General features: G+C 72.6%; 22 protein-coding genes and 3 tRNA genes. 20 read left to right on the top strand and 5 right to left on the bottom strand.

The genetic code is table 11. The features are described 5' to 3' along the window. Positions 1 to 85: 85 nt before the first annotated feature. Positions 86 to 874, bottom strand: coding sequence for a glycerophosphodiester phosphodiesterase (locus tag ACZ5D2_RS00405; RefSeq protein ID WP_371681211.1), 789 nt, complete (start codon positions 872 to 874; stop codon positions 86 to 88). A 270-nt stretch (positions 875 to 1144) separates the two neighbouring features. Here ACZ5D2_RS00405 and ACZ5D2_RS00400 point away from each other — a divergent pair, with 270 nt between their 5' ends. From ACZ5D2_RS00400 to ACZ5D2_RS00330, 15 genes are all read left to right on the top strand, one after another. Then, positions 1145 to 2635 (top strand): S1C family serine protease, encoded by a 1491-nt coding sequence (locus tag ACZ5D2_RS00400; RefSeq protein ID WP_468926138.1) that lies wholly within the window; start codon positions 1145 to 1147, stop codon positions 2633 to 2635. A gap of 82 nt (positions 2636 to 2717) precedes the next feature. Further along, positions 2718 to 3623, top strand: a complete 906-nt coding sequence (locus ACZ5D2_RS00395; RefSeq protein WP_356212117.1) for a LysR family transcriptional regulator — start codon at positions 2718 to 2720, stop codon at positions 3621 to 3623. 99 nt (positions 3624 to 3722) lie between these two features. Next, the gene (locus tag ACZ5D2_RS00390) at positions 3723 to 4280 is read left to right on the top strand and encodes a cysteine dioxygenase family protein (protein ID WP_468926134.1); all 558 of its coding nucleotides are present in this window, start codon (positions 3723 to 3725) and stop codon (positions 4278 to 4280) included. Continuing rightward, positions 4280 to 5338: a YeiH family protein gene (locus ACZ5D2_RS00385; RefSeq protein ID WP_371677572.1), complete on the top strand. Its 1059-nt coding sequence runs from the start codon at positions 4280 to 4282 to the stop codon at positions 5336 to 5338. The genes ACZ5D2_RS00390 and ACZ5D2_RS00385 overlap by 1 nt, the downstream gene beginning before the upstream one ends. 244 nt (positions 5339 to 5582) lie before the next feature. Beyond that, entirely contained in the window at positions 5583 to 6527 is a 945-nt protein-coding gene (locus ACZ5D2_RS00380) for a trypsin-like serine peptidase (protein ID WP_371677571.1), read from the top strand. A gap of 72 nt (positions 6528 to 6599) precedes the next feature. Next, a tRNA-Ser gene (locus tag ACZ5D2_RS00375) sits at positions 6600 to 6684 on the top strand. 144 nt (positions 6685 to 6828) lie between these two features. Continuing rightward, positions 6829 to 7023 (top strand): antitoxin, encoded by a 195-nt coding sequence (locus tag ACZ5D2_RS00370; protein ID WP_468926129.1) that lies wholly within the window; start codon positions 6829 to 6831, stop codon positions 7021 to 7023. A gap of 257 nt (positions 7024 to 7280) precedes the next feature. Beyond that, positions 7281 to 7691, top strand: a complete 411-nt coding sequence (locus ACZ5D2_RS00365; RefSeq protein WP_371677566.1) for a DUF6344 domain-containing protein — start codon at positions 7281 to 7283, stop codon at positions 7689 to 7691. 546 nt (positions 7692 to 8237) lie between these two features. Further along, positions 8238 to 9389: an acyl-CoA dehydrogenase family protein gene (locus tag ACZ5D2_RS00360; protein ID WP_468926677.1), complete on the top strand. Its 1152-nt coding sequence runs from the start codon at positions 8238 to 8240 to the stop codon at positions 9387 to 9389. Further along, positions 9386 to 10321 carry a bifunctional MaoC family dehydratase N-terminal/OB-fold nucleic acid binding domain-containing protein gene (locus ACZ5D2_RS00355; protein WP_371677564.1) on the top strand — a complete coding sequence of 312 codons (936 nt, stop codon included), beginning with the start codon at positions 9386 to 9388 and terminating at the stop codon, positions 10319 to 10321. Before ACZ5D2_RS00360 ends, ACZ5D2_RS00355 begins: the two co-directional genes overlap by 4 nt. Before the next feature lies 1 nt (position 10322). After that, on the top strand, positions 10323 to 11363 hold the full coding sequence (locus tag ACZ5D2_RS00350) for an acyl-CoA dehydrogenase family protein (RefSeq protein ID WP_371677563.1): 1041 nt from the start codon (positions 10323 to 10325) through the stop codon (positions 11361 to 11363). Next, positions 11360 to 11749, top strand: coding sequence for a MaoC family dehydratase (locus ACZ5D2_RS00345; protein WP_285538693.1), 390 nt, complete (start codon positions 11360 to 11362; stop codon positions 11747 to 11749). Before ACZ5D2_RS00350 ends, ACZ5D2_RS00345 begins: the two co-directional genes overlap by 4 nt. Then, a complete protein-coding gene (locus ACZ5D2_RS00340; protein WP_371677562.1) occupies positions 11746 to 12912 on the top strand; it encodes a lipid-transfer protein in 1167 nt (388 codons plus the stop codon). Before ACZ5D2_RS00345 ends, ACZ5D2_RS00340 begins: the two co-directional genes overlap by 4 nt. Before the next feature lie 134 nt (positions 12913 to 13046). Next, positions 13047 to 13580, top strand: coding sequence for a SigE family RNA polymerase sigma factor (locus ACZ5D2_RS00335; protein ID WP_371677561.1), 534 nt, complete (start codon positions 13047 to 13049; stop codon positions 13578 to 13580). A gap of 212 nt (positions 13581 to 13792) precedes the next feature. After that, positions 13793 to 15442, top strand: coding sequence for a long-chain fatty acid--CoA ligase (locus ACZ5D2_RS00330; protein ID WP_468926124.1), 1650 nt, complete (start codon positions 13793 to 13795; stop codon positions 15440 to 15442). Here ACZ5D2_RS00330 and ACZ5D2_RS00325 read toward each other — a convergent pair whose 3' ends face one another. The 3 genes from ACZ5D2_RS00325 to ACZ5D2_RS00315 form a co-directional block, all read right to left on the bottom strand. After that, positions 15443 to 16018, bottom strand: coding sequence for an antibiotic biosynthesis monooxygenase (locus tag ACZ5D2_RS00325; protein WP_371677559.1), 576 nt, complete (start codon positions 16016 to 16018; stop codon positions 15443 to 15445). It lies immediately after the preceding gene. Between the two features lie 13 nt (positions 16019 to 16031). Further along, positions 16032 to 19445 carry a response regulator gene (locus tag ACZ5D2_RS00320; RefSeq protein ID WP_468926120.1) on the bottom strand — a complete coding sequence of 1138 codons (3414 nt, stop codon included), beginning with the start codon at positions 19443 to 19445 and terminating at the stop codon, positions 16032 to 16034. Positions 19446 to 19564: 119 nt separating this feature from the next. Next, positions 19565 to 19990 carry an SSI family serine proteinase inhibitor gene (locus ACZ5D2_RS00315; protein ID WP_371677557.1) on the bottom strand — a complete coding sequence of 142 codons (426 nt, stop codon included), beginning with the start codon at positions 19988 to 19990 and terminating at the stop codon, positions 19565 to 19567. 177 nt (positions 19991 to 20167) lie between these two features. Between ACZ5D2_RS00315 and ACZ5D2_RS00310 the strand changes: the two genes are divergently transcribed. The 3 genes from ACZ5D2_RS00310 (at position 20168) to ACZ5D2_RS00300 (ending at position 21085) form a co-directional block, all read left to right on the top strand. Then, positions 20168 to 20258, top strand: a tRNA-Ser gene (locus ACZ5D2_RS00310). A 279-nt stretch (positions 20259 to 20537) separates the two neighbouring features. Then, a tRNA-Arg gene (locus tag ACZ5D2_RS00305) sits at positions 20538 to 20610 on the top strand. A 109-nt stretch (positions 20611 to 20719) separates the two neighbouring features. Then, the gene (locus ACZ5D2_RS00300) at positions 20720 to 21085 is read left to right on the top strand and encodes a PH domain-containing protein (RefSeq protein ID WP_371677556.1); all 366 of its coding nucleotides are present in this window, start codon (positions 20720 to 20722) and stop codon (positions 21083 to 21085) included. A 68-nt stretch (positions 21086 to 21153) separates the two neighbouring features. Here ACZ5D2_RS00300 and ACZ5D2_RS00295 read toward each other — a convergent pair whose 3' ends face one another. After that, positions 21154 to 22077 (bottom strand): SMP-30/gluconolactonase/LRE family protein, encoded by a 924-nt coding sequence (locus ACZ5D2_RS00295; protein ID WP_371677555.1) that lies wholly within the window; start codon positions 22075 to 22077, stop codon positions 21154 to 21156. 108 nt (positions 22078 to 22185) lie between these two features. On the opposite strand from ACZ5D2_RS00295, the gene ACZ5D2_RS00290 reads away from it, so the two are divergent. Together ACZ5D2_RS00290 and ACZ5D2_RS00285 are read left to right on the top strand one after the other, a co-directional pair. Next, positions 22186 to 22620 carry an Lrp/AsnC family transcriptional regulator gene (locus ACZ5D2_RS00290; protein ID WP_371677554.1) on the top strand — a complete coding sequence of 145 codons (435 nt, stop codon included), beginning with the start codon at positions 22186 to 22188 and terminating at the stop codon, positions 22618 to 22620. Next, positions 22617 to 23498, top strand: coding sequence for a DUF2797 domain-containing protein (locus ACZ5D2_RS00285; protein WP_468926114.1), 882 nt, complete (start codon positions 22617 to 22619; stop codon positions 23496 to 23498). Before ACZ5D2_RS00290 ends, ACZ5D2_RS00285 begins: the two co-directional genes overlap by 4 nt. Positions 23499 to 23531: the final 33 nt, after the last annotated feature.

The raw sequence follows: 23531 nt of genomic DNA, 5'->3' as shown, positions 1-23531 counted from the left end.
TCATGACCAGTGAACGCGGAGCGGATGCGCCGGGGCACACCCTGTCACGGACGGGGTGTGTGTGACGCGTGCGCAAAACGGGACGTCAGCGTCCCAGCTGTGACAGAACCTGGCGTGGCCTGTTCGTGATGATCGCCTCTACACCCAGATCAGCGCATAGCTGAACATCTTCGGGTTCGTTCACGGTCCATACGTGGACGGAGTGCCCGGAGGCCTGGAGCTTGCGGACGTAGCCCGGATGGTTGCGCACGATCCGCATGCCGGGCCCGGCGATCCGCACGCCGGCCGGCAGTCGCCCGTCGCGCATCCGGGGCGAGATGAACTGCATCAGGTACACGGTCGGGATGGTGGGGGCGGCCGCCCGTACCCGGTGCAAGGACCGGGCGGAGAAGCTCATGACCCGGACGGGGTGGGGTCCCTCGGCGGGCGGGGCGTCGAGTCCGAAGCGCTTGAGGAGGAAGAGCAGGCGTTCTTCCACCTGTCCGGCCCAGCGGGTGGGGTGCTTCGTCTCGATCGCCAGCTGGACGGGGCGCCCGGCGTCGGACACCAGCTCCAGCAGCCGCTCCAGGGTGAGCACGGAGGTGCGCTCGGGGTCGGCGTCCCAGTCGGGGGACTCCTCGCGGTCCTTCCAGGAGCCGAAGTCGAGGGCGGCGAGTTCGGCCAGCTCCAGGGCGGAGACGGCGCCGCGGCCGTTCGAGGTGCGGTTCACCCGGCGGTCGTGGACCAGGACCAGGTGGCCGTCGGCGGTCAGCCGGACGTCGCATTCGAGGCCGTCGGCGCCGTCCTCGATGGCCTTGCGGTAGGCGGCCAGGGTGTGCTCGGGGGCGTCCTCCGAGGCGCCGCGGTGGGCGACGACCTGGATGGGGCGCGGCATTGCGTGGGTCACCCGGTCATGGTGCCACCGAGGGGCCGTCCTGCGTCGGGGTGAGTCCTGAGGATGCGCCTGATATGTCGGAGATAAAGGATGGGGGGAGACGCACAGGTCCGGCTTACAGTGCTCTGACGGGGCATGGGAAAGGCTTCGTCCTGGAACTTGTGCGGCACGTCGAACGTTCAGTCGGACCGATGCCGGATCGGCGAAGAGCCCGGAATCGCCCGTTTTACAGTAGCCGTGTAGGCCGTGTGTGACTGAGGAGAGAGCGCTGTGAGCACCGAGAACGAGGGCACCGCGGCCCCGACACCCCCCGCGGCCCCGTCCGCACCCCCCGTGCCCGTGGCCGCCTCCACCCCCGACCCGGCCCCGTCCGTCGCGCAGCCCGTGCCCGGCGCCGAGCAGACCCAGCAGCTGCCGCCCACCCCGGCCGGCCCCCCTGCGTACGCCCAGCCGCAGGACCAGCCCCCGGTCTACGGGCACACCCAGCCGCTGCCCCAGCCCGAGCCCCCGGCCGGCGCCCCGACGGCGTACGGCGCCGAGGGCTGGCCCCCGCCGCCGCCCGCGGTGCCCGCGTACGGCGGCCAGGGCGGCCACGGAGGCGGCTGGGGCACCCCGCTCCACACCGACGGCGCGCCGCAGCCCAAGCCGAAGGGCAAGGGCGGCCTGGTCGCCGCCGTCCTGGCGGCGGCCCTCCTCGCGGGCGGCATCGGCGGTGGCGTCGGCTATTGGGCGGCCCAGCGCGGCGACGAGGCCTCGGGCTCGACCACCATCACCGCCGCCACCCCCAAGGACGTCAAGCGCGAGCCCGGCTCCGTCGCCGGCCTCGCCGCGTCCGCGCTGCCCAGCGTCGTCACCATCGAGGCCTCGGCCGGGGACGGCGAGGGCGGCACCGGCACCGGCTTCGTCTACGACGAGCAGGGCCACATCCTCACCAACAACCACGTGGTGGCCTCCGCCGCCAACGGTGGCAAGCTCTCGGCGACCTTCTCCAACGGCAAGAAGTACGACGCCGAGGTGATCGGCCGCGCCCAGGGCTACGACGTCGCCGTGCTCAAGCTGAAGAACCCTCCCGCGGGCCTCAAGCCGCTGGCCCTCGGTGACTCCGACAAGGTCGCGGTCGGCGACTCGACCATCGCGATCGGCGCCCCGTTCGGCCTGTCCAACACGGTCACCACCGGCATCGTCAGCGCGAAGAACCGTCCGGTGGCCTCCGGCGACGGCTCCGGCGGCAAGAACTCCTACATGAGCGCCCTCCAGACGGACGCCTCCATCAACCCCGGAAACTCGGGCGGTCCGCTCCTCGACGGCCGCGGCGCGGTCATCGGCATCAACTCCGCGATCCAGTCCGCGGGCAACGGCGGCTTCGGCGGCGGACAGGCCGGCTCGATCGGCCTCGGCTTCGCCATCCCGATCAACCAGGCCAAGAACGTCGCCGACTCCCTGATCAAGACCGGCAAGCCGGTCTACCCGGTGATCTCGGTCTCCGTCGACCTCCAGGCCAAGACCGACGGCGCCAAGATCTCCGAGCAGGGCGCGGCCGCCAACGAGCTGGTCGACCCCAACGGCCCGGCCGGCAAGGCGGGCCTCAAGCCCGGCGACGTCATCACCGAGTTCGGCGGCCGGCAGGTCGACAGCGGTCCGACGCTGATCAGCCTCATCTGGACGTACAAGCCGGGTGACACCGTGAAGCTGACCTACCTGCGGGACGGCAAGCCCAACACGGTCGACATCACCCTCGGCTCGCGGGTCGGCGACAAGTAGCCGCTGGACACTGGCTTGATGGGAGGGGCCGTGGGCGGGATTCCGTCTACGGCCCCTCCCAATATCTGCTTATGCTTCGCTCGTGTTCGATTCACGGCACATACGGACATTCCATGAAGTGGTCGCCGCGGGCTCGTACTCGGCGGCCGCTCGCGTCCTGGGCTACACCCAGCCCGCGATCACCCAGCAGATGAAGGCGCTCGAACGCGCCGTCGGCACACCGCTGTTCACCCGGGTGGGCCGGAAGATGAAACTCACCGAGGCCGGTGAGTCCCTGGCCCGGCACGCCGAGTCCATCCTCGGCTCCCTCTCGGCGGCCGAGGCCCAGCTGAAGGCGTACACCCGGCTGCGCACCGGGCGGGTCCGGGTCTGCGGATTCCCCAGCGCCAACGTCACCCTCGTTCCCGAGGCCCTCAGCGGGCTGGCGAAGGACCACCCGGGCGTCCAGGTCGAGCTGCTGGAGGGCGAGCCCCCGGAGTCCCTGCGCCGCCTCCAGCGCGGCGAGTGCGACATCACCCTCGCCTTCACCTATCCCGGGCTGCACGAGGAGATCCCGGAGGAGGTGGCCGAGGTCAGGCTCCTGGAGGACCAGCTGACCGTGCTGCTCCCGACCGGCCACCCGCTCGCCCGGCGCCGCGCCGTGCACCTGGCCGACCTGGCCGAGGAACGCTGGATCGCGGGCTGCCCCCGATGTCGCGCCAACCTGCTGCACGAATGCGCCGAGCTGGGCTTCGTCCCCGACATCAGGTTCGCCACCGACGACAACCTGGTGGTCCAGAGCCTCGTCGCGCAGGGGCTGGGGGTCGCGATGATGCCCGCGCTGGTGCTGCCGTCGCTCTCCCTCAGCCGTGTCTGCGGGCGGGTGCTGGAGCCCGCGGCCCGCCGCCACATCGCCGCCTACGTCTACCGCGACCACCTGCGGATCCCGGCGACCGCCGTGGTGCTGGACGAGCTCAAGCGCGTTGCCGCGAACCGGATCGGCTGCTGAGCCTCCGGCTCCACCCACCCTCGATCCATAAGCTCAGCTTGGGATTTCAGGGAAGAACTGTCGTTGGACGTGATGGATGCGGCGACGGACGCTGCTCCCATGACCACCACCACGCCGGCCCGTACGACCGCGAGGATGGCCGCCCTCGTCAGTGAGATCCGCCAGGTCGTGGACCGGGGGCTGGCCCCCGACCTGACCGCCTACCTCGTCGGCGAGCGCCTCGCGCCGCACCTGGGGGAGCCCGAGCTGCTCACTCCCGAACAGCGCGAAGGGCACCCCGACCGGTACCGGCAGCACATCCTGCACACCGAGCCCGACGGGAGCTTCTCCGTGGTGGCCCTGGTGTGGCTGCCCGGCCAGGAGACCTCCATCCACGACCACGTCTCCTGGTGCGTGGCCGGGGTGCACGAGGGCGCCGAGAGCGAGGTCCGCTACCGACTGGCCCCCGCCACGGCACCCGGTGGTGCGGCGCGGCTCGTGGCGACCGAGGAGGTGGTCAACGGCCAGGGGGACGTCTGCGGGTTCGCCCCGCCCGGTGACATCCACAAGGTGCGCAACTCCTGTCGTACGACGGCGATATCCCTGCACGTCTACGGAGCCGACGTGGGCCGTCTGGGCAGCAGCGTCCGCCGCGTCTACCCGGAACCGACCGGCTGATGGCCCTCCTGAACCGCACTGTCCACCGACCGGTGCGGCCGCGACTGCCCCGTGTTTCACGTGAAACATCCACCTCCTGGCCCGGACTGGGCCTGGCCGCCGCCGGCACCCTGGTGGCGTGGTGCGTGCACGAGGTGGTCCCGGCGGTACCGATGCTGACCGCTTCGGTGGTGCTCGGCATCGCAGCGGCCCACCTTCCCGGTCTACGGGGCGTGGTGCGCGGCCCGGCCCGCCCGGGTCTGTCGCTGGCCGGCCGGCGCCTGATGCGCATCGGCATCGTCCTGCTGGGCCTCGCCCTGGGGCTGGACCAGGTGGTCCGGCTGGGCTGGGCGACGGTGGCGATGGTGAGCGGAGTCGTCGCGGCCACCTTCTTCGGCACCGTCTGGCTGGGCCGACGCCTCGGACTCCCCGGAGACCAGCCGCTGTTGATCGCCACCGGCTACTCGATCTGCGGCGCCTCGGCCATCGGCGCGGTGAGCGAGGTATCCGGCAGCGACGAGGAGGACGTGGCCACTTCGGTGGCGCTGGTGACCCTCTGCGGGACGCTCGCCATCGCCGTACTTCCTCTCCTCCACGGCCCGTTGGGGCTCTCCGACCTCGGCTTCGGGCGATGGGTGGGGGCCAGCGTCCATGACGTCGGACAGGTCGTGGCGACGGCCCAGACCGCCGGGCCCGGGGCGCTGGGCGAGGCGGTGCTGGTCAAGCTGATGCGGGTGGCGCTCCTGGCTCCCCTGGTGGCGGCCGTGGCCTTCTCGATGCGCGCCCGGCGGCGCGGGGCGCGTACCTCCTCGGGGCGCAGGCCCGCTCCGGTGCCCCTGTTCGTGGCGGGGTTCCTGGCGGCGTCCGCGTTGCGCGCCACGGGTGTGCTGCCCGACGTGGCCCTGGAGTGGGCGCACACGGCACAGGGACTGCTGCTGGCGGCGGCCCTGTTCGGGCTGGGCAGCGCGGTCGACCTCCCCACCCTGGCCCGGACCGGGGGGCGCGCGGCCCTGCTGGGGCTGGGGGCGTGGGTGATGGTGGCCGGGGTCTCGTACGTCGGAGTCCTGCTCACCGTATGACCCCCTGTTCCAGCGGGAGTTGGCCATTTCCTGGCCGGAACCGACCGAACGTCCGGGCTGCCCGCTGACATTTCGGAGCGCGCGTGCGACGGTGCCCCCGCACGCGTGCTCACCCGCTCACCCGTACGGCCGCTCATCCGTACGGCAGTTCACCCGTACGGCCGCACAGCCGATCCGCACCGACAGCTCTTCACCCCACCCTGCCCGGGTCACACGGGTCCGGGCACGGCAGAAGGAGTCCTGCGTGAATCGTCATCGCACGGCGCTGTCCGTCCTCCTCGCCGCGGGCGCCCTGTTCGCGGGGGCCCTGACGGCGGCCTCCCCCTCGGTCGCCGCGGAGCCGCCCGCCTCGTTCCGGCCCTCGCAGACGGCCGGCTTCTGGACGCCGGAACGGATGCGGCAGGCCACCCCGCTGGACGTGACGGCCGCCCCCGGCGCCGCCCGTACGAGCCGGCCCGCGGCCGGCCCCTCCCTCCGGGTGGCCCCCACGGCGGCCTCCCCCACCTCGTTCCCGCAGGCCGGCGGGGCCTGGACCGGCGGCGGGGCGATCGTGAGGACGTCGGGCCGGGTCTTCTTCACCATGGGCGACCGGACGGCATCCTGCTCGGGCGACTCGATCACGAGCGCCAACGGCAGCACCGTCATCACGGCCGGCCACTGCGTGAAGTACCAGGGCGCCTGGCACACCAACTGGGTCTTCGTCCCCGCCTACGACAACGGGAACGCGCCCTACGGCCAGTGGCCGGCGACCAAGACCCTCGCGACCGACCAGTGGGCGGCGAGCGAGGACATGAACATGGACGTCGGCCTGGCGGTGGTGGCCCCGTTGAACGGCCGGAAGCTCAGCGAGGTCGTCGGGGCCCAGGGCATCCTCTTCAACGGCGGCTACACCAAGAAGATGTACTCCTTCGGCTTCCCGGCGGCCGCGCCCTACGACGGCACCAGGCTCGTCTACTGCAGCGGCACCACGGGCAAGGACTTCCTGCTCACCAAGGACCACAGCCTGGGCTGCAACATGACGGGCGGCTCCAGCGGCGGCCCCTGGCTCCAGGACTTCGACGAGGCCACCGGCCTGGGCACGCAGGTCTCGGTGAACAGCTTCGGCTACAACTTCCTGCCGAACCGGATGTTCGGCCCCTACTTCGGCAACGAGGCCAAAGCGGCCTACGACAAGGCCCAGACCTCCTGATCCCGACCACCCCCGCCGCCCCGGAAACACCCACCCCACCCACCCCCACATCCCGGTACTCTGTACCGGCCAGGTGGGTTGCCCGAGCGGCCTAAGGGAACGGTCTTGAAAACCGTCGTGGCGCGAGTCACCGTGGGTTCAAATCCCACACCCACCGCAGAAGAACGGCCCCTGACCGGGAAACCCGGTCAGGGGCCGTTCGTCGTTCCCGGGCACGTCGTCGGGCGCGGTGCCGCGCGGATGCGGTGTGCGGGGTGGGCCGCGATCCTGGAAGGGACGGAACACAGCGGAAGGAGCATCCATGTCCATGATGGACAAGCTCAAGCAGATGCTGAAGGGCCACGAGAAAGAGACCGGCCAGGCCGTCGACAAGGCCGGTGACTACGCCGACGGGAAGACCCAGGGCAAGTACGCCGGCCAGGTCGACATGGCCCAGGACAAGATCAAGGACCAGCTGGGGCGCCCCGGTGGTGAGGGTCAGCCGCCGCAGCCGTAGCGCGGGGGCGCCCCCGCGGTTCCTTCGTCCTTCCGATTCCCCTGGCGGTTGATCCCCAGGTCAGAGGGCGGGCCCCTACGGGCCCGCCCTCTGGTTGTTCGCATGATCCTTTCAGCGGCCGGAACGCGGCTTTGGTTCATACGAGTGGTGTTTGTCGGAAGAACGGCGCGCGTGGTGGGGGCGGTGCGGTTGCGGCCACATCATGACGAATGTATGCAGATCCGCCCGTCGGAACATCGAGGAACGAGGCGCTCGTCATGACCCACCGCAGCAGCATCACGTCGATCTGGACCACCCTCCTCGCAGCACTCGTGGCGGTCCTGACCGCCCTCGGTTTCGGCGGGAAGGCGGCTCCGGTCGAGGCCGCCGCCACCGTCACCACTCCGATGGCCCCCGCCGTGCGCCGGCCGGTTCCGGTTGCGCGACGGACGTGGCGGGCGATGATGCGGGGCGGTTCGCTCCCGCCGACCATCAAGCAGCGGATCCGCGCCGAGGCGCACGGCAAGAACCCTTCCGTCCGGCGTTCCACCACCGCGGCAGCGCTCGCGGCCGACGCGGTGCGCGGTGCGGGAGCGAGTGGTACGGACGTGGGTGTGGGTGTGGGCGCGGATGTGGTGAGTGTGCGCGGTGGTGGCGTGGAGCAGGGGCGGATGGCGCTCGCGGCGTAGTGGCGGGACCGTGGTGGCCCGGCAGGGCAGGCAGGGCAGGCAGGGCAGGCAGGGCAGGCAGGGCAGGCAGGGCAGGCAGGACTGGCAGGACTGGCAGGGCAGGTAGGGCAAGTAGGACGAGTAGGACGAGTAGGAAACGTACGAGACGGTAGGGAACGTACGAGACGTAGGTGCGCAGGCGCTGGAGCCCGGTCTTCGTGGCCGTGGATCGCGCCGCGGAGTGCCCCCGGGAGTGGGGCACGGTGGAATGGCCCCGGCGGGCGCCGGGGGCGTGCGGGGGCGTGAAGCTTGGTACGGCAGGGCCGCAGGACCGGGAGACGGCGGGGTTCCCGGACGACGCGGCCCTCTTCGGCATGTCCGGGACCGATCGACTTGGCGGAACGATTCGCCTTCTGTGGCGCCCGTACGACCTCACCGGCTGGAGTCCGGTGGTGCGGGCGGCCTTCCGCGTGCGCCGGTCCCGGCCCCTCCCGACCTTGACATCGGCGGTGGATCTGACGGACAGTCAGATCCACTCGTCCGATGCGATGCCGGGAGGCCAGTGCCGTGCACCTCGCCCCGTCCGAAGGCCAGTTGAGGCTGCGCACCGAACTGCGGGAGTACTTCCGGAACCTGCTGTCGGACGGGGTGCCCGAGGACCCGGACGCCCAGCGCGCGCTCCTGCGCCGCATCGGCGCCGACGGCCTGCTCGGCCTCGGCTGGCCCGTCGAATACGGGGGCCGGGGCCGCGGCCCCGACGAACAGTTCGTCTTCTTCGACGAGGCCTACCGGGCCGGCGCCCCCGTCTCCATGGTCACCCTGAACACCGTCGGCCCCACCCTCATGAAGTACGGGACCCCGGAGCAGAAGGACTACTTCCTCCCCCGGATCCTGCGGGGCGAGATCGTCTTCGCCATCGGCTACTCCGAGCCCGAGGCCGGCACGGACCTCGCCTCGCTGCGCACCCGGGCCGTCCGCGACGGCGGGGACTGGGTGATCGACGGGCAGAAGATCTTCACCTCCAACGCCCAGAACGCGGACTGGATCTGGCTGGCCTGCCGAACCGCCCCCGAGGCGCCCAAGCACAAGGGCATCTCCATCGTCCTCGTGCCCACCGACAGCCCCGGCTTCGCCTGGACCCCCATCGACACGGTCGGCGGCCTCACCACCACGGCGACCTACTACGACGGCGTCCGCGTCCCCGTGGGCCACCTCGTCGGCCCCGAACACGGCGGCTGGGGCCTGATCACCAACCAGCTCAACCACGAACGCGTCGCCCTCGCCGCCATCGGCATGCAGGCCGAGGACTTCTACGCGGGGGCGCTCGCCCACGCCCGCACCCCCGACCCCGCCACCGGCGAGCGCCCGGCCGACCTGCCCTGGGTACGGTCCCGGCTGGCCGAGGCCCACGCCCGCCTGGCCGCCGTACGCCTCCTCAACTGGCGCCTCGTCCAGGACGTCGGCGCGGGCAGCCTGGCCCCCGGCGACGCCAGCGGGGTGAAGTTCCTCGGCACCGAGTCCACCGTCGAGGTGTACCGGATCTGCCAGGAGGTGGTGGGCGAGGAAGCCCTGCTCAGGGGCCCGGACGCGTTCGCCGGGGGCGAGCTGGAGCGGATGAACCGGGCCGCCCAGATCAACACCTTCGGCGGAGGCGTCAGCGAGGTACAGCGGGAGATCGTCGCCATGATGCGGCTCGGGATGAAGGGAAGGAAGCGATGACGGGGGACGAGGCGACCGGGAGCCCCGAGCGGGACAGCCGGTTCCACCACCTGCTCAAGACCTTCGAAGGGCGCCCCGCCGCCACCGCCGGCCGCGCCAAGGACGCCGTCAACGAGCCGATGATCCGCCACTGGTGCGAGGCGATGGGAGACACCAACCCGGCCTACACCGGCCCGGACGCCATCGCCCCGCCCACCATGCTCCAGGCCTGGACCATGGGCGGGCTCTCCGGCCACACCGATCGCTCCTCCGCCTACGACGAGCTCCTCGCGCTCCTCGACGCCGCCGGCTGCACCTCCGTCGTCGCCACCGACTGCGAGCAGGAGTACCTGCGCCCGCTGCGGCCCGGGGACACGGTGACCTTCGACGCCGTCATCGAATCGGTCTCCCCGCGCAAGACGACCAGACTCGGCACCGGGCACTTCGTGACGACCCGGATGGACGTCCACGCCAACGGCCAGCCCGCCGGTACGCACCGCTTCCGCATCCTCAAGTACGCCCCGGCCGCCGCGCCCCCCCAGGCCCCGCCCAAGCCGCCGCGCCCCCGTCCCGTGATCAACCGCGACAACCAGGGGTTCTGGGACGGCGTGCGCGAGCACAAGCTGCTGATCCAGCGCTGCACCGCCTGTGCCACCCTGCGCTTCCCCTGGCTGCCCGGCTGCAACGCCTGCGCCTCCCCCGCGTGGGACACCGTCGAGGCGGTCGGCACCGGCACGGTCTTCAGCTACGTCGTCATGCACCATCCGCCCTTCCCGGCCTTCGACCCGCCGTACGCGGTGGCCCTCGTCGAGCTCGCCGAGGGCGTGCGCGTGATCGGCAACATCACCGGCGTCCCCTACGACAAGGTCCGCATCGGCCTGCCCGTCCGGCTGGAGTTCCTGCGCGTCGACGACACGCTCGAACTCCCCGTCTTCCGCGGAGAGGCGGGCTGACGTGGACTTCCACCCCACAGAGGAACAGACCGCGGCGGCCGGACTCGCGGCCCGCATCTTCCGCGACCTGGCCACCCACGAACGCCTCGCCGCGGCGGGCACCGGCAGCGACGCCGAGCTGTGGAAGGCCCTCACCACCGCCGGACTGACCGCGGCCGTCGAGGAGGTCGGCCTCCTCGGCCTGGTCCTGCTGCTGGAGGAACAGGGCCGCACCACCGCGCAGGTCCCGTACGCCGCGACCTGCGCGTACGGCATCCTGCCGGTCGCGGCCCACGGCAGCCCCGCCCAGCGCGCCGCCCTGCTGCCCGCCCTCGGCTCCGGCGAGGCCGTCGCCACCGGCGCGTTCCCGGACCGCGGCCGGATCACCGCCACGCCCGACGGCCGGCTCACCGGCACCGCGCCCGCTGTCCCCTGGCTGCGCGACGCCACGCACGTACTGGTCCCCGACGCGGAGCGGGCCCTGTGGTTCGTACGGACGGACGCGCCCGGCGTGGCCACGGCGCCGGTGGAGACGACCGCCCCCTGGTCGGCGGGCCGGCTGACCCTGACCGGCGCCGTCGCGCAGCGGCTCGGCGGCGAGGACGCCTACGACCGGGTGCTCGCCGGCGCCCGCACCGCCTTCGCCGGCCTCCAGGCGGGTGTCTGCGCCGGCTCGCTGGCCCGCGCGGTCGAGTACACCTCCACCCGCGAGCAGTTCGGCCGGCCGCTGTCCACGAACCAGGGAGTCATGCTCCGCGCCGCCGACGCGTACATGGACACCGAGGCGATCAGGGTCACCGCGTACGAGGCGGCCTGGCGCATCGACGAGGGGCTCGGGGCCCGCGAGCACGCGCTCACGGCGGCCTGGTGGGCCTCGGAAGCGGGCAAGCGGGTCGTCCACACCGGCCAGCACCTGCACGGCGGCATGGGCGCCGATCTGGACCACCCCGTCCACCGGCACTTCCTGTGGGGGCGCCAGCTGGACGCCTACCTGGGGTGCGGCAGCGCACTGCTGGCAGAGCTGGGCGACACCCTCGCCGTGACGCAGGAGGAGAGCGCATGAACGTCGGCGACGCACTGCCGCCCCTGGAGATCCCGGTCACCCGCACCCTGATCGTCGCGGGCGCCATCGCCTCACGTGACTACCAGGACGTGCACCACGACGCGGAACTCGCCCGCGAGAAGGGCTCCCCGGACATCTTCATGAACATCCTGACCACCAACGGCCTGGTCGGCCGCTACGTCACCGACCACCTCGGCCCGCACGCCGTCCTGCGCAAGGTCGCCATCCGCCTGGGCGCCCCCAACCACCCCGGCGACACCATGACCCTCACCGGTACCGTCAGCGCCCTCGACGGGGACACGGCCGAGATCCGGGTCGTCGGCGCCAACCGCATCGGCCACCACGTCACGGGCACCGTGACCGTCACCCTGGGGGCCGGGGCATGAGCGTCCGTACCCGGGACGACCTCGGTGGTCGGGCCGCCATCGCCGGCATCGGCGCGACCGAGTTCTCCAAGGACTCCGGCCGCAGCGAGCTCAAGCTGGCGGTAGAGGCGGTCCACGCCGCCCTCGACGACGCGGGCCTCACCCCCGCCGACGTCGACGGCATGGTGACCTTCACGATGGACACCAGCCCCGAGATCACGGTGGCCCAGGCGGCCGGCATCGGGGACCTCTCCTTCTTCTCCCGCATCCACTACGGCGGTGGCGCCGCCTGCGCCACCGTCCAGCAGGCCGCCCTCGCCGTCGCCACGGGGGTGGCCGAGGTGGTGGTCTGCTACCGCGCCTTCAACGAGCGCTCCGGGCGCCGCTTCGGCTCCGGGGTCCAGCAGCGCGAGCCCTCGGCGGAGGGCGCGGCCCTCGGCTGGGCCCTGCCCTGGGGCCTGCTCACCCCGGCCTCCTGGGTGGCCATGGCGGCCCAGCGCTACCTGCACGCGTACCACCTGACCCCCGAGGCCTTCGGCCACGTCGCGGTCACCGGGCGGCGGCACGCGGCCAACAACCCCGCCGCCTACTTCCACGGCAAGCCCATCACCCTCGCCGACCACGCCGCCTCCCGCTGGATCGTGGAGCCCCTACGGCTCCTGGACTGCTGCCAGGAGACGGACGGAGGCCAGGCCCTCGTCGTCACCACCGCCGAGCGGGCCCGGGACCTGCGCCAACGACCCGCCGTGATCACCGCGGCCGCGCAGGGGGCTGGCCGCCGCCAGGAGGCGATGACCTCCTTCTACCGTGACGACCTCACCGGGCTCCCGGAGATGGACGTGGTCGCCCGCCAGCTGTGGCGCACCAGCGGCCTGGGCCCCGCGGACATCGACGTGGCCGTCCTCTACGACCACTTCTCCCCCTTCGTGCTCATGCAGCTGGAGGAGTTCGGCTTCTGCGGACCGGGCGAGGCCGCCGACTTCGTCGCCGCCGACGCGCTCCCGCTCAACACCCACGGCGGCCAGCTCGGGGAGGCGTACCTGCACGGCATGAACGGCATCGCCGAGGCCGTCCGCCAGCTGCGCGGCACCTCCGTCAACCAGGTCACCGGCGCCGGGCACGTGCTCGTCACGGCCGGAACCGGGGTGCCCACCTCCGGGCTGATCCTGGGCGCCGACGTCTGACCGCGGTCCCGGTCCGCGCCCGCCTCCTCCACCTACAGGAGGTGGGTCGCGGCCCGGCCCTACAACCTGAGATGGACCCGCCTTCGGCACCTGCGGCCGATCCCACGGGCGCCGTCCGCTCCTAGCGTGGAGTCATGACCACGCCTGTGTGCACACTCGCCTCGAACCCGACGCCGTACCCGTCGTTCTCGGCGTACGTCCGGACGCGGGGCACGGTCCTGATGCGCACGGCGCGGTCCCTCACCGCCAATCCCTGCGATGCCGAGGACCTGCTCCAGACGGCCCTCGCCAAGACCTACGTCGCCTGGGACCGGATCGAGGACCACCGGGCTCTGGACGGCTACGTCCGGCGGGCCCTGGTCAACACCCGGACCTCGCAGTGGCGCAAGCGCAAGGTCGACGAGTTCGTCTGCGACGAGATCCCGGAGGTCGAGGAGTCGCCGGCCGCCGACCCCGCCGAGGCCCAGGCGCTGCGCGACGCGATGTGGCGCGCGGTGACGCGGCTGCCCGACCGGCAGCGGGCCATGGTCGTCCTGCGCTACTACGAGGACCTGAGCGAGGCCCAGACCGCGGAGCTCCTCGGGGTCTCGGTCGGAACGGTCAAGAGCGCCGTCTCCCGCGCGCTCGTCAAGCTCCGCGAGGACCCGGAACTGACCCCGGTCCGCTGACCCCGACCCGCCCGGCCCCGCGATGTTTCACGTGAAACACCGACGCCGGACACCGGTGTCGTTTCACGTGAAACACGGACCCGCCCGCAGCTCCGGACAGTGATCCGCCCCGCTGTTGTACTCCCGGGTAGTGACATGCCGACCGGTATGTGCACAGAATCGGCAGCATCCGACAGCCGCCGCAGCGCCGCAGCGCTCACCGGGAGGACGCTTTGCTGAGCACCATGCAGGACGTACCACTCCTCGTCACCCGCATACTGCAGCACGGGATGACGATCCACGGGAAGTCCCAGGTCACGACCTGGACCGGGGAGGCCGAGCCGCACCGCCGCAGCTTCGCCGAGATCGGTACCCGCGCCACCCGGCTCGCGGGCGCACTCCGCGACGAACTCGGCGTCCGGCAGGACGACCGGGTCGCGACCCTCATGTGGAACAACGCGGAGCACGTGGAGGCGTACTTCGCGATCCCGTCCATGGGCGCCGTCCTGCACACGCTCAACCTGCGGCTCCCGCCCGAGCAGCTGGTCTTCATCGTCAACCACGCCGCCGACCGCGTCGTGCTGGTCAACGGCACCCTGCTGCCGCTGCTTGCCCCCCTGCTGCCGCACCTGCCGACCGTCGAGCACGTGGTGGTCACGGGCATCGGCGACCGCTCCGTCCTCGACGGACTGGACGTACGGGTCCACGAGTACGAGGAGCTCCTGGAGGGCCGCTCCGACCACTACGACTGGCCCGAGCTGGACGAGCGCCAGGCCGCGGCCATGTGCTACACATCCGGCACCACCGGGGAGCCCAAGGGCGTCCTCTACTCCCACCGGTCCATCTACCTGCACTCCATGCAGGTGAACATGGCCGAGTCGATGGGCCTTACCGACCGGGACACCAGCCTCGTCGTGGTTCCCCAGTTCCACGTGAACGCCTGGGGCCTGCCGCACGCCACCTTCATGACCGGCATCAACATGCTGATGCCGGACCGGTTCCTGCAGCCCGCCCCGCTCGCCGAGATGATCGAGCGCGAGAAGCCCACGCACGCCGCGGCCGTCCCGACCATCTGGCAGGGCCTGCTCGCCGAGGTCACCGCCCGCCCGCGCGACCTGACCTCGATGAAGCAGGTCACCATCGGCGGCGCGGCCTGTCCGCCCTCCCTGATGGAGGCCTACGACAAGCTCGGCGTCCGGCTCTGCCACGCCTGGGGCATGACGGAGACCTCCCCGCTCGGCACCATGGCGCACCCGCCGGCCGGGCTGAGCGCCGAGGAGGAGTGGCCGTACCGGGTCACCCAGGGCCGCTTCCCGGCGGGCGTCGAAGCCCGCCTCATCGGACCCGGCGGCGACCGCCTGCCCTGGGACGGGGAGGCCGCGGGCGAGCTGGAGGTGCGCGGCAACTGGATCGCGGGCGCCTACTACGGGGGCGCGGCCGGGGAACCCCTGCGCCCGGAGGACAAGTTCAGCGCCGACGGCTGGCTCAAGACCGGGGACGTCGGCGTGATCAGCCCCGACGGCTACCTCACCCTGACCGACCGGGCCAAGGACGTCATCAAGTCCGGCGGCGAGTGGATCTCCAGCGTGGAACTGGAGAACGCGCTGATGGCGCATCCCGAGGTGGCCGAGGCCGCCGTCGTCGCGGTCCCGGACGAGAAGTGGGGCGAGCGCCCGCTGGCCACGGTGGTCCTCAAGGAGGGCGCCACGGTGGACTACGCGGGACTGCGCGCCTTCCTCTCCGAGTCGATCGCCAAGTGGCAGCTGCCGGAGCGCTGGACGGTCGTGGAGGCGGTACCGAAGACGAGCGTCGGCAAGTTCGACAAGAAGGTGATCCGCAAGCAGTACGCCGACGGCGACCTCGACGTGACCACCCTGGCCTGATCAGCCGCGCGTGAGCCAGGGCCGCAGCAGCCTGCTGACCGCGGGCATGGCCACGTAGGTCATCAGGGTGCTGAAGACCACCGCGAAGGCGGCGGTCCGCAGCACGAAGTTCACGTCCACCAGGTACGGCCCGAGCACCGCGTTGCCCGCGAGCGAGATCGGGAAGATGGCCAGCCCCGAGCTGATCACCATCTTCCAGCGCGGCGGCGCGGGCCGGGTCGTACCCGGCTTGGCGAACCAGGTCTCCATCCCCTGCAGCTCGCGCCGGGCTATCTCGGTGTGGTGGTGGCCGAGGCAGTTCGAGAACCACTGCGCCCGCTCCGGGGAGTCCTGCCAGCGTTGGAACGCCGCCTGGTTGCGGAAGCGGTGCACCAGGAACCAGGGCCCGCCCTCCGCCGCCGGCCGGAAGAGTCCGTACCCGAGGTGGTCCGGGAATCCGGCGGCGGTCTCCAGGATCCCGTGGGCCCAGGCCTCGAAGGCCTCCTCGTGCCCGGGCTCCACCTGCCGCGCGATGAGCAGGTTCACCTCTCCGTTGTCGGCGGGTACGGTCTGCTCGGACGTGCTGGTGATGGCCATCGGGCCAGGATGACTAGTTGGTCCCGATCTTGGCCAGCAGGTCCACGATGCGGCCCTGTACGTCGGCCGTCGTGGCCCGCTCGGCGAGGAACAGCACGCTCTCGCCGGAGGCCAGCCGCGGCAGTTGGGCCGGCTCGATCCCGGTGGCCGTGTAGACGACCAGCGGGGTGCGGTTCAGCAGCCCGTTGGCGCGCAGCCAGTCCACGATCCCGGCCCGCCGCCGCCGCACCTGCATCAGGTCCATGACCACCAGGTTGGGCCGCATCCGGGTCGCCAGCTCCACGGCGTCGTTGTCCGCGCCGGCCCGCGCAACCTGGAGGCCCCGCCGCTCCAGCGCGGCGGTCAGCGCGGTCGCGATCTCCTCGTGCTCCTCGATGAGCAGTACCCGGGACGGGTGCTGCTCGCTGTCGCGGGGCGCGAGGGCCTTCAGCAGCACGGCCGGATCGGCGCCGTACGCGGCCTCCCGCGTGGCGTGTCCCAGCCCGGCCGTCACGAGTACGGGCACCTCGGCGGCCACCGCGGCCTGGCGCAGGGACTGCAGGGCGGTCCGGGTGATCGGCCCGGTCAGCGGGTCGACGAACAGTGCGGCGGGGAACGCCGCGATCTGCGCGTCCACTTCCTCGCGGGAGTGCACGATCACCGGGCGGTAGCCGCGGTCGCTGAGCGCCTGCTGCGTCTGGGCGTCCGGCGCGGGCCACACCAGCAGCCGGCGCGGGTTGTCCAGCGGCTCGGGCGGCAGCTCGTCGTCCACGGGAACCGGAACGGGACGGTTGACCACCTCGACGGCGCCACCGGGGCCGTCCAGCGGCTCGGGACCCTCGGCGGAGCCCGCCTCGGGGGCCCCTATGGCGAAGGTGCGTCCCTGGGGGGCCGGTTCGGAGAGCCGGCGGCGACGGCCGGACCCGGACCCACCGGGGCCCGCGGCGGAGGGGTCCACGGAGATGCCCTGGCCCAGGGTGCCGAGCGCGCGCACGCTGATCGGCTGCCCCGCGCCCGCCGGGGCGTCAGCGGCCTGCCGGGCGGCGGGAACGGCCGCGGCCTGGCCGGCGCCGTCGGTGTCCTCGGGGGCGGTCCGGGCCGCCGGAACGGGCCACGCGGCGGGAGCGGGCAGCGCACGCCGCCGCCCGGTCGGAGGTACGGCCTCCCCCTCGTCCGTGGTGGCGGCGGGGGTCTGGGGCTCGCTGCCGCCGGGCGCGCCGAGCACCCGCCGGCCCCGACGCCCGCCCGGGCCGTCGGAGTCCCCGTCGGTCTCACCGGAGCCGGGGGACGCCGCCGCGGGGGCGGAAGCGGAGGGAGTAGCGGAAGCGGAAGCGGAAGAGGAAGCGGGAGGGACGGCAGGGCCGGCCGGAGCCGGACCCGCGGGCAGCGCGAAGCCGCCCTCGGGAGCGACCGGCCGCTGCGCGACGGGGGCCCCGAGCCCGGAGGCCGGCACCGGACCGGTGCCGGGCCGCGCCGACGCGGCGGCGGTACCCAGCGCCCGGCGGCGTCCGGCGGGATGTTCGGTCACCGGAACCGGGGGCACCGCCGGCACGGGCGGCAGCGCCGGCATGGCGGTGCCCTGGGGCGGTACGGGACGCCCCGCGCCCGGCAGTTCGAGCCCGCCCGGGGCCTCGCTGCCGTCGCCGTCGCGGCCCCGTCGGCGCCCGGTGCCCAGCCCGGCCGGGTTCACCGGGGACTGCGCGAGTTCCGCGGGGCCGGAGGGGCCGTCGGCGGGGCTGCCGTCGGCGCGGCGCCGCCCGGACGGCAGCGCCAGCGCGCCCCCGGCCTCACGGGCTCCGGAGGGCTTCTCCCGGTCCCCGTCGTCCTCCAGGAAGGCGTCCACCCCGCGCCGGGCCCGCCGCCCGGCAGGAGCGCCGGGGCCGGTGGGAGCACCGGTCCGGCCGGGTCCGCCCTCTCCGGAGGCCTCCCCGCGGCCGTCGGCCGCGTCCGGCTCCGGTTCCGGTTCGGGCTCGGGCTCGGGCAGGGTCACCGTCCCGGCTCCCGAACCCAGCGGCAGCTCCAGCACGAAGGCCCCGCCGGGCGCGCCCGGCACCTCCACCGTCTGCAGGACCCCGCCGTGCGCGGCGACGATGCCCCGCACGATCGGTTCGTGCACGGGGTCGCCGCCCTCGTAGGGGCCGCGCACCTCGATCCGTACGACGTCACCGCGCTGCGCGGCGGCCACCACGATCGTGGAGTCCATGTAGCCGCTGCCCTGGGGGGTCTTGCCGGTGGCGTCCACGCCCGCGACGTCCGCGACCAGGTGCGCGAGGGCGGTGGAGATCCGCTGCGCGTCCACCTCGGCCTCGATGGTCGGCGCGTGGACGGCGAACTGCACCCGCCCGGGGCCGATCAGCTCGACGGCCCCGTCGATACCGGCCGCGACGACCGTGTTGATCAGGACGTTCTTCTTCTTGAGCTTGTCGCCGCCCGCGTCCAGCCGCTGGTAGCCGAGCACGTTGTCCACCAGGGTGGTCATCCGCGAGTAGCCGGCGGCCAGATGGTGCAGCAGCTGGTTGGCCTCGGGCCACAGCTGTCCCGCGTCGTCGGCGGCCAGGGTGGCCAGTTCCCCGCGCAGCTCCTCCAGCGGGCCGCGCAGCGACTCGCCGAGGACGGCGATCAGCTGGGCGTGGCGCGCGGCGAGGGCGTCGTAGGGGCGCCGGTCGGTGAAGGTCATGACGGCGCCGACGAGCAGCTCCCCGTCCCGTACGGGCGAGGTGGTCAGGTCGACGGCGACGGGCTGGCCGGCCTTGTTCCACAGCACCTGGCCGCGGACCCGGTGCTTGCGCCCGCTGCGCAGGGTGTCGGCGAGCGGGGACTCGTCGAAGGGGAAGGGGGAGCCGTCGGCGCGCGAGTGCTGGATCAGCCCGTGGAGCTCGCGGTTACCGAGGTCGGTGGCGCGGTACCCGAGGATCTGCGCGGCGGCGGGGTTGACCAGGACGACCCGGCCGTCGGTGTCCGTGCCCACGACGCCTTCGGCGGCGGCGCGCAGGATCATCTCGGTCTGGCGCTGGGAGCGGGCCAGCTCGGCCTCGGTGTCCACGGTCTCGGAGAGGTCCCGTACGACGAGCATCAGCAGTTCGTCGCCGGTGTAGGCGGGCTGGGGCTCGCGGTAGGCGTCACGGCCGTCGAGGTGGGCACTGGTGACCTCGACGGGGAACTCGCTGCCGTCGGTGCGGCGCGCGGTCATCCGCTTGGGCCGGGCGCGGCCGTCCTCGTCGTCACCGGGACGGCGCATCGAACCGGGGATCAGCTTGGAGTCGAACTCCGGCAGGAGGTCGAGCACCCCGCGGCCGACGAGACCCGTGCCGGGGCTCTCCATGACCTCAAGGGCGATCGAATTCGCGTTGACGACCGTGCCGTTGGCGTTGACGAGCAACAGCGCGTCCGGAAGCGCGTCGAGTATTGCTGCGAGGCGAGCAGCGCCTCGGGATGGCCTGCTGCTCACGACGAGCTTCCTCCCTGACCACGACTACCGGCATGTCACGGGAGGAGTCTAAGGGCACCGTCCCGCGGCGAGGTGGCGGATGTGCGGGGGAAACCACGCATCCGCCGCATCCTCCCAGGTCAGGAACGCGCACTCGGAAGCACAGGTTCCAGGTCGTTCCAACGGGCGATGTCGCATCCGTTCTTCCGGTGGAACGTGCTGTCGACCTTCCGCCCGTGCCAGGTTCCCGTGATGCGGGCCTTGGCCGGCCCGCCGTCCTGGAAGGTGCACAGCCCGCGCCCGGGTTCGGCGGCGAAGGGGTCCTTGCCCTCCCTGGAGAGCTGCTCCAGGCGGGCGCAGGCCTCCTTGGCCTCGGGGTGGTCGCCGCCGACCGGGCGGCATTCCAGCCGGTATTCGCCGTCGATCCGGCGGTTGCCGGTGTCGGACACGGCGACGGTGAGGCGGTCGGGGGACGCCAGCAGCCGTCCGAGGGGCAGCGGTGGCAGTGGGCCGACGGCCGCGGCGGCCAGGGCGGAGGTGACGGCGAAGGCGGCGAGACGCAGCATGGGGCACTCCAGGTCGTCCGTACGTCGTACGTCTCACCAACGACGCGCCCGCTCCGACGTTCCGTGCCTTAAGGCTTTGCCCTGCGGGCCCGGCGCCTTGTACCGTGGGAGCGGATTGGTGACCGGCCCTGCGGCTGTGTCATCATCTGCACGCACCTTCGTACGCGAGGGTGTGCTGGAGGCGTCGCCTAGTCCGGTCTATGGCGCCGCACTGCTAATGCGGTTTGGGGCTTACACCCCATCGAGGGTTCAAATCCCTCCGCCTCCGCACTCACGAAGCCCCGGTCCTCACGGACCGGGGCTTCGGTGCGTTCAGGGGTCGGACGCGGGGTCCGTACCGCCGGGCTCGCGGGTTTGGGGGTTTCGAACGGCCCCCGGTGGGTAACCCGGCGGGCTCCAGACCCGTCGCGGATCCGGGCGGACGATCTTCTTCCGAGACGTTTTCGCAGGTCAGAGGCCATGCGGCTAATGGATTTCGCGTCCCGGCGAGGTCCATGTATTGTTGTTCTCGCAAGGCCAACGGGGCGCAAAACCCCGGGAAGCCCAAGCACTCGTAGCTTAACGGATAGAGCATCTGACTACGGATCAGAAGGTTGCAGGTTCGAATCCTGCCGAGTGCACAGCCGAAGAGGCCCCCCGGTTCACCGGGGGGCCTCTTGCGTTGTCCTCACGTCCCCGTGGATAGCCTTCGCGGTCGGATGGTCTTTTGAACCTTTGAAGGGGGACTCCATGGGTCTGTTCGGCAATGCCCACCACATCGACCCCGCCTCGGCGCAGCGGGACTACGCCCGGCTGATGGGCCATGGGGAGCAGGTGCACGCCGCGTACCTGTTGATCCGGGACACGATCCTGTTCACCGACCGGCGCCTGGTGCTGATCGACAAGCAGGGCCTCACCGGCAAGAAGGTCGAGTACCACTCGATCCCGTACCGGAGCATCACGCACTTCTCCGTGGAGACGGCCGGGCACTTCGATCTGGATGCCGAGCTGAAGATCTGGATATCGGGCAGCGCGGCACCGATCGAGAAGACCTTCACCAAGGGCGTGAACATCTACGAGGTCCAGGCGATCCTCACCCAGTTCGTGGCCCGCTAGCCCTGTCGGGCGGCTGCCGGGGGCCGTCCGGGTGACGGGCGGCCTCCGGCGCCGGACGCGGGCGCCCCCTACGGCCGGGCGGGCAGGACGCGGGGCAGGCCCGTCACCGACATCACCAGGGAGTAGAGCGAGGTGGTGGCGGTGATGAAGAGACGGTTGTTCTTCGGGCCGCCGAAGGCGATGTTCGAGACGGGCTCCGGGACGCGCAGGCGGCCGATCAGGTCGCCGTCCGCCGCGTAGCAGTGCACCCCCGACTCCATCGCAGCCGCCCAGAGCCGGCCCTCGTCGTCGAAGCGGATGTTGTCCACCGAGGGGCAGGCCGTGAAGACCCGGTCCCCGGAGAGGGTGCCGTCGTCGCCGACCTTGAAGGCGCGGATGTGGCCCGCGCGGGTGTCGGCCGCGTACAGCTCGCTCTCGTCGGGGGAGAAGACCAGGCCGTTCGGGCCGAGGAAGCCGTCCGCGACGAGCCGGACCTCGCCGGTGGCCGGGTCGGCGCGGTAGAGGTTGCAGGCGCCGATCTCGCTCGGCGCGCGCCGGCCCTCGTAGTCGTTGGTGATGCCGAAGTCCGGGTCGGAGAACCAGACCGAGCCGTCGGAGCGGACCACCGCGTCGTTCGGACTGTTGAGCCGCTTGCCTTCGTAGCGGTCGGCGATGACGGTGATCCGGCCGTCGGGCTCGGTGCGGGTGACGCGCCGGTTGCCCTGCTCACAGGTGATCAGGCGGCCTTCGCGGTCGAGGGTGTTGCCGTTGGAGTGCCCGGCCGCGGAGCGGAAGACCGAGACCGCGCCGGTGGCCTCGTCCCAGCGCAGCATCCGGTCGTTGGGGATGTCGCTCCACACCAGCTGGCGCCAGGCCGGCAGGTAGAGCGGGCCCTCGGCCCAGCGGCAGTCGTCGTGGAGTCGCTCCAGGCGCATGTCGCCGTTGGCGCAGCGGCCGGTACGGAAACGTTCATCCAGGATCTCGTACAAGGCGAGGTCGGCAATGCCTGACATGATTCCCCCAGTTGAGTGGTGAGCCGAATTGTGTTCGGCGTGATCGTGAGATTGCAGGATCAGGTACCGTCTTCGCAAGAGCTGCGGGTCCCAGGGGAGGAACAGCGCGTGGACGACATCGACCGGGCACTCGTCCGGCGCCTCCAGGAGGACGCGGGCCAGTCCTACGCCGCCCTCGGCGCGGCCGTCGGGCTTTCGGCCGGCGCCACCCACGAGCGGGTGCGCAAACTGCGCGAGCGCGGGGTCATCCGGCGCACGACCGTCGACGTGGACCCGGCCGCGGTCGGAAGCGGGGTGCTCGCCTACGTCATGGTCGACTCCCGCGCCTGGATGGGGGACTCGCGTGAGGCCTTCGCGGCCATCGCCGAGATCCAGGAGGCGCACATCATCGCGGGCAGCGCGTCCGTCCTGGTCAAGGTACGCACGGCCACGACCGGGCAGCTGCAGGACGTCCTGCGCCGCCTCTACGCCATCGACGGGGTCAGCGGCACCCAGGCCACCGTGGTGCTGGAGACCTTCTTCGAGCGCTCCCTCCCGCTGTGACCTGGCGCTGTACGGGCATCCGGTGGAGCGGCGGCGGCCCCGCCATCGGCTGGTGCGACCCGGCCGGCCGGGAGCGCGCCGGCCCCCTCGGGTACGGGCGGCTCCTGGCCTTCGAGGCGCGGGGAGAGCGGCGCTGCCCGGGTGTGCGGCGGGCCGGGAAGCGGACCCCGTGCCCGGCGGCCCGGACCGTACCCGGGCGGACGGGATCGGCCCAGTGCCCCGAGTGCGCGCGCCTCGACCGGTCCTTCTCGGTGGCCGCCGACACCAACGCCGCCGATCCGCGCACGTACCGGGTGTACCTGGCCTGGTTCGGGCCCGGGATGGTCAAGGTCGGCATCACCGCCGAGGAGCGCGGGGCGGTCCGGCTGCTGGAACAGGGGGCGGTCACCTGGGCCTGGCTGGGGCGCGGGCCGCTGATGGCCGCGCGCCGGACCGAGGAACTGCTGCGCGCCGCCCTCGGGGTGCCCGACCGGATCGCGTACGCCCGCAAGCGCGCCGTACGGGCGGGGCTGCCGGCCGGGCCCGAGCGGGCCCGGGAGGTCGCCGAGCTGCACGCCCGCGCCGCCGCGCTGCCCGGGTGGCCCGATTCCCTGGAACGGGTGGGCTGCGAGGTCACCGACCACGCCGCAGTGTTCTGGCCGGACGGCCTGCCCGCTCCGGCCCGGGTGGTCACGGAACTGGTGCCGGGAGGGACCGTCGCGGGCCGGCTCGTGGGCGCCGCCGGGCCGGACCTGCACTTCGCCGACGGGCTCGTGCTGGACACCCGGCTGCTGGTCGGCTGGGAACTGGCCGCGGCGCCCCCGGAGGCGGTCACCGACGTGCCGCTCGCGGACATCCCCCCGGCGGTGCCCCCGGCCGCGCAGGACGGCCTGTTCTGACGCGGGGCCGTCCCGCCGGGCAAGGTCAAAACT

It is taken from the genome of Streptomyces sp. NPDC031479 (assembly GCF_055581065.1).
Note: the sequence above shows the minus strand (reverse complement) of the source record. Positions and strands in the feature narration are given on the sequence as shown.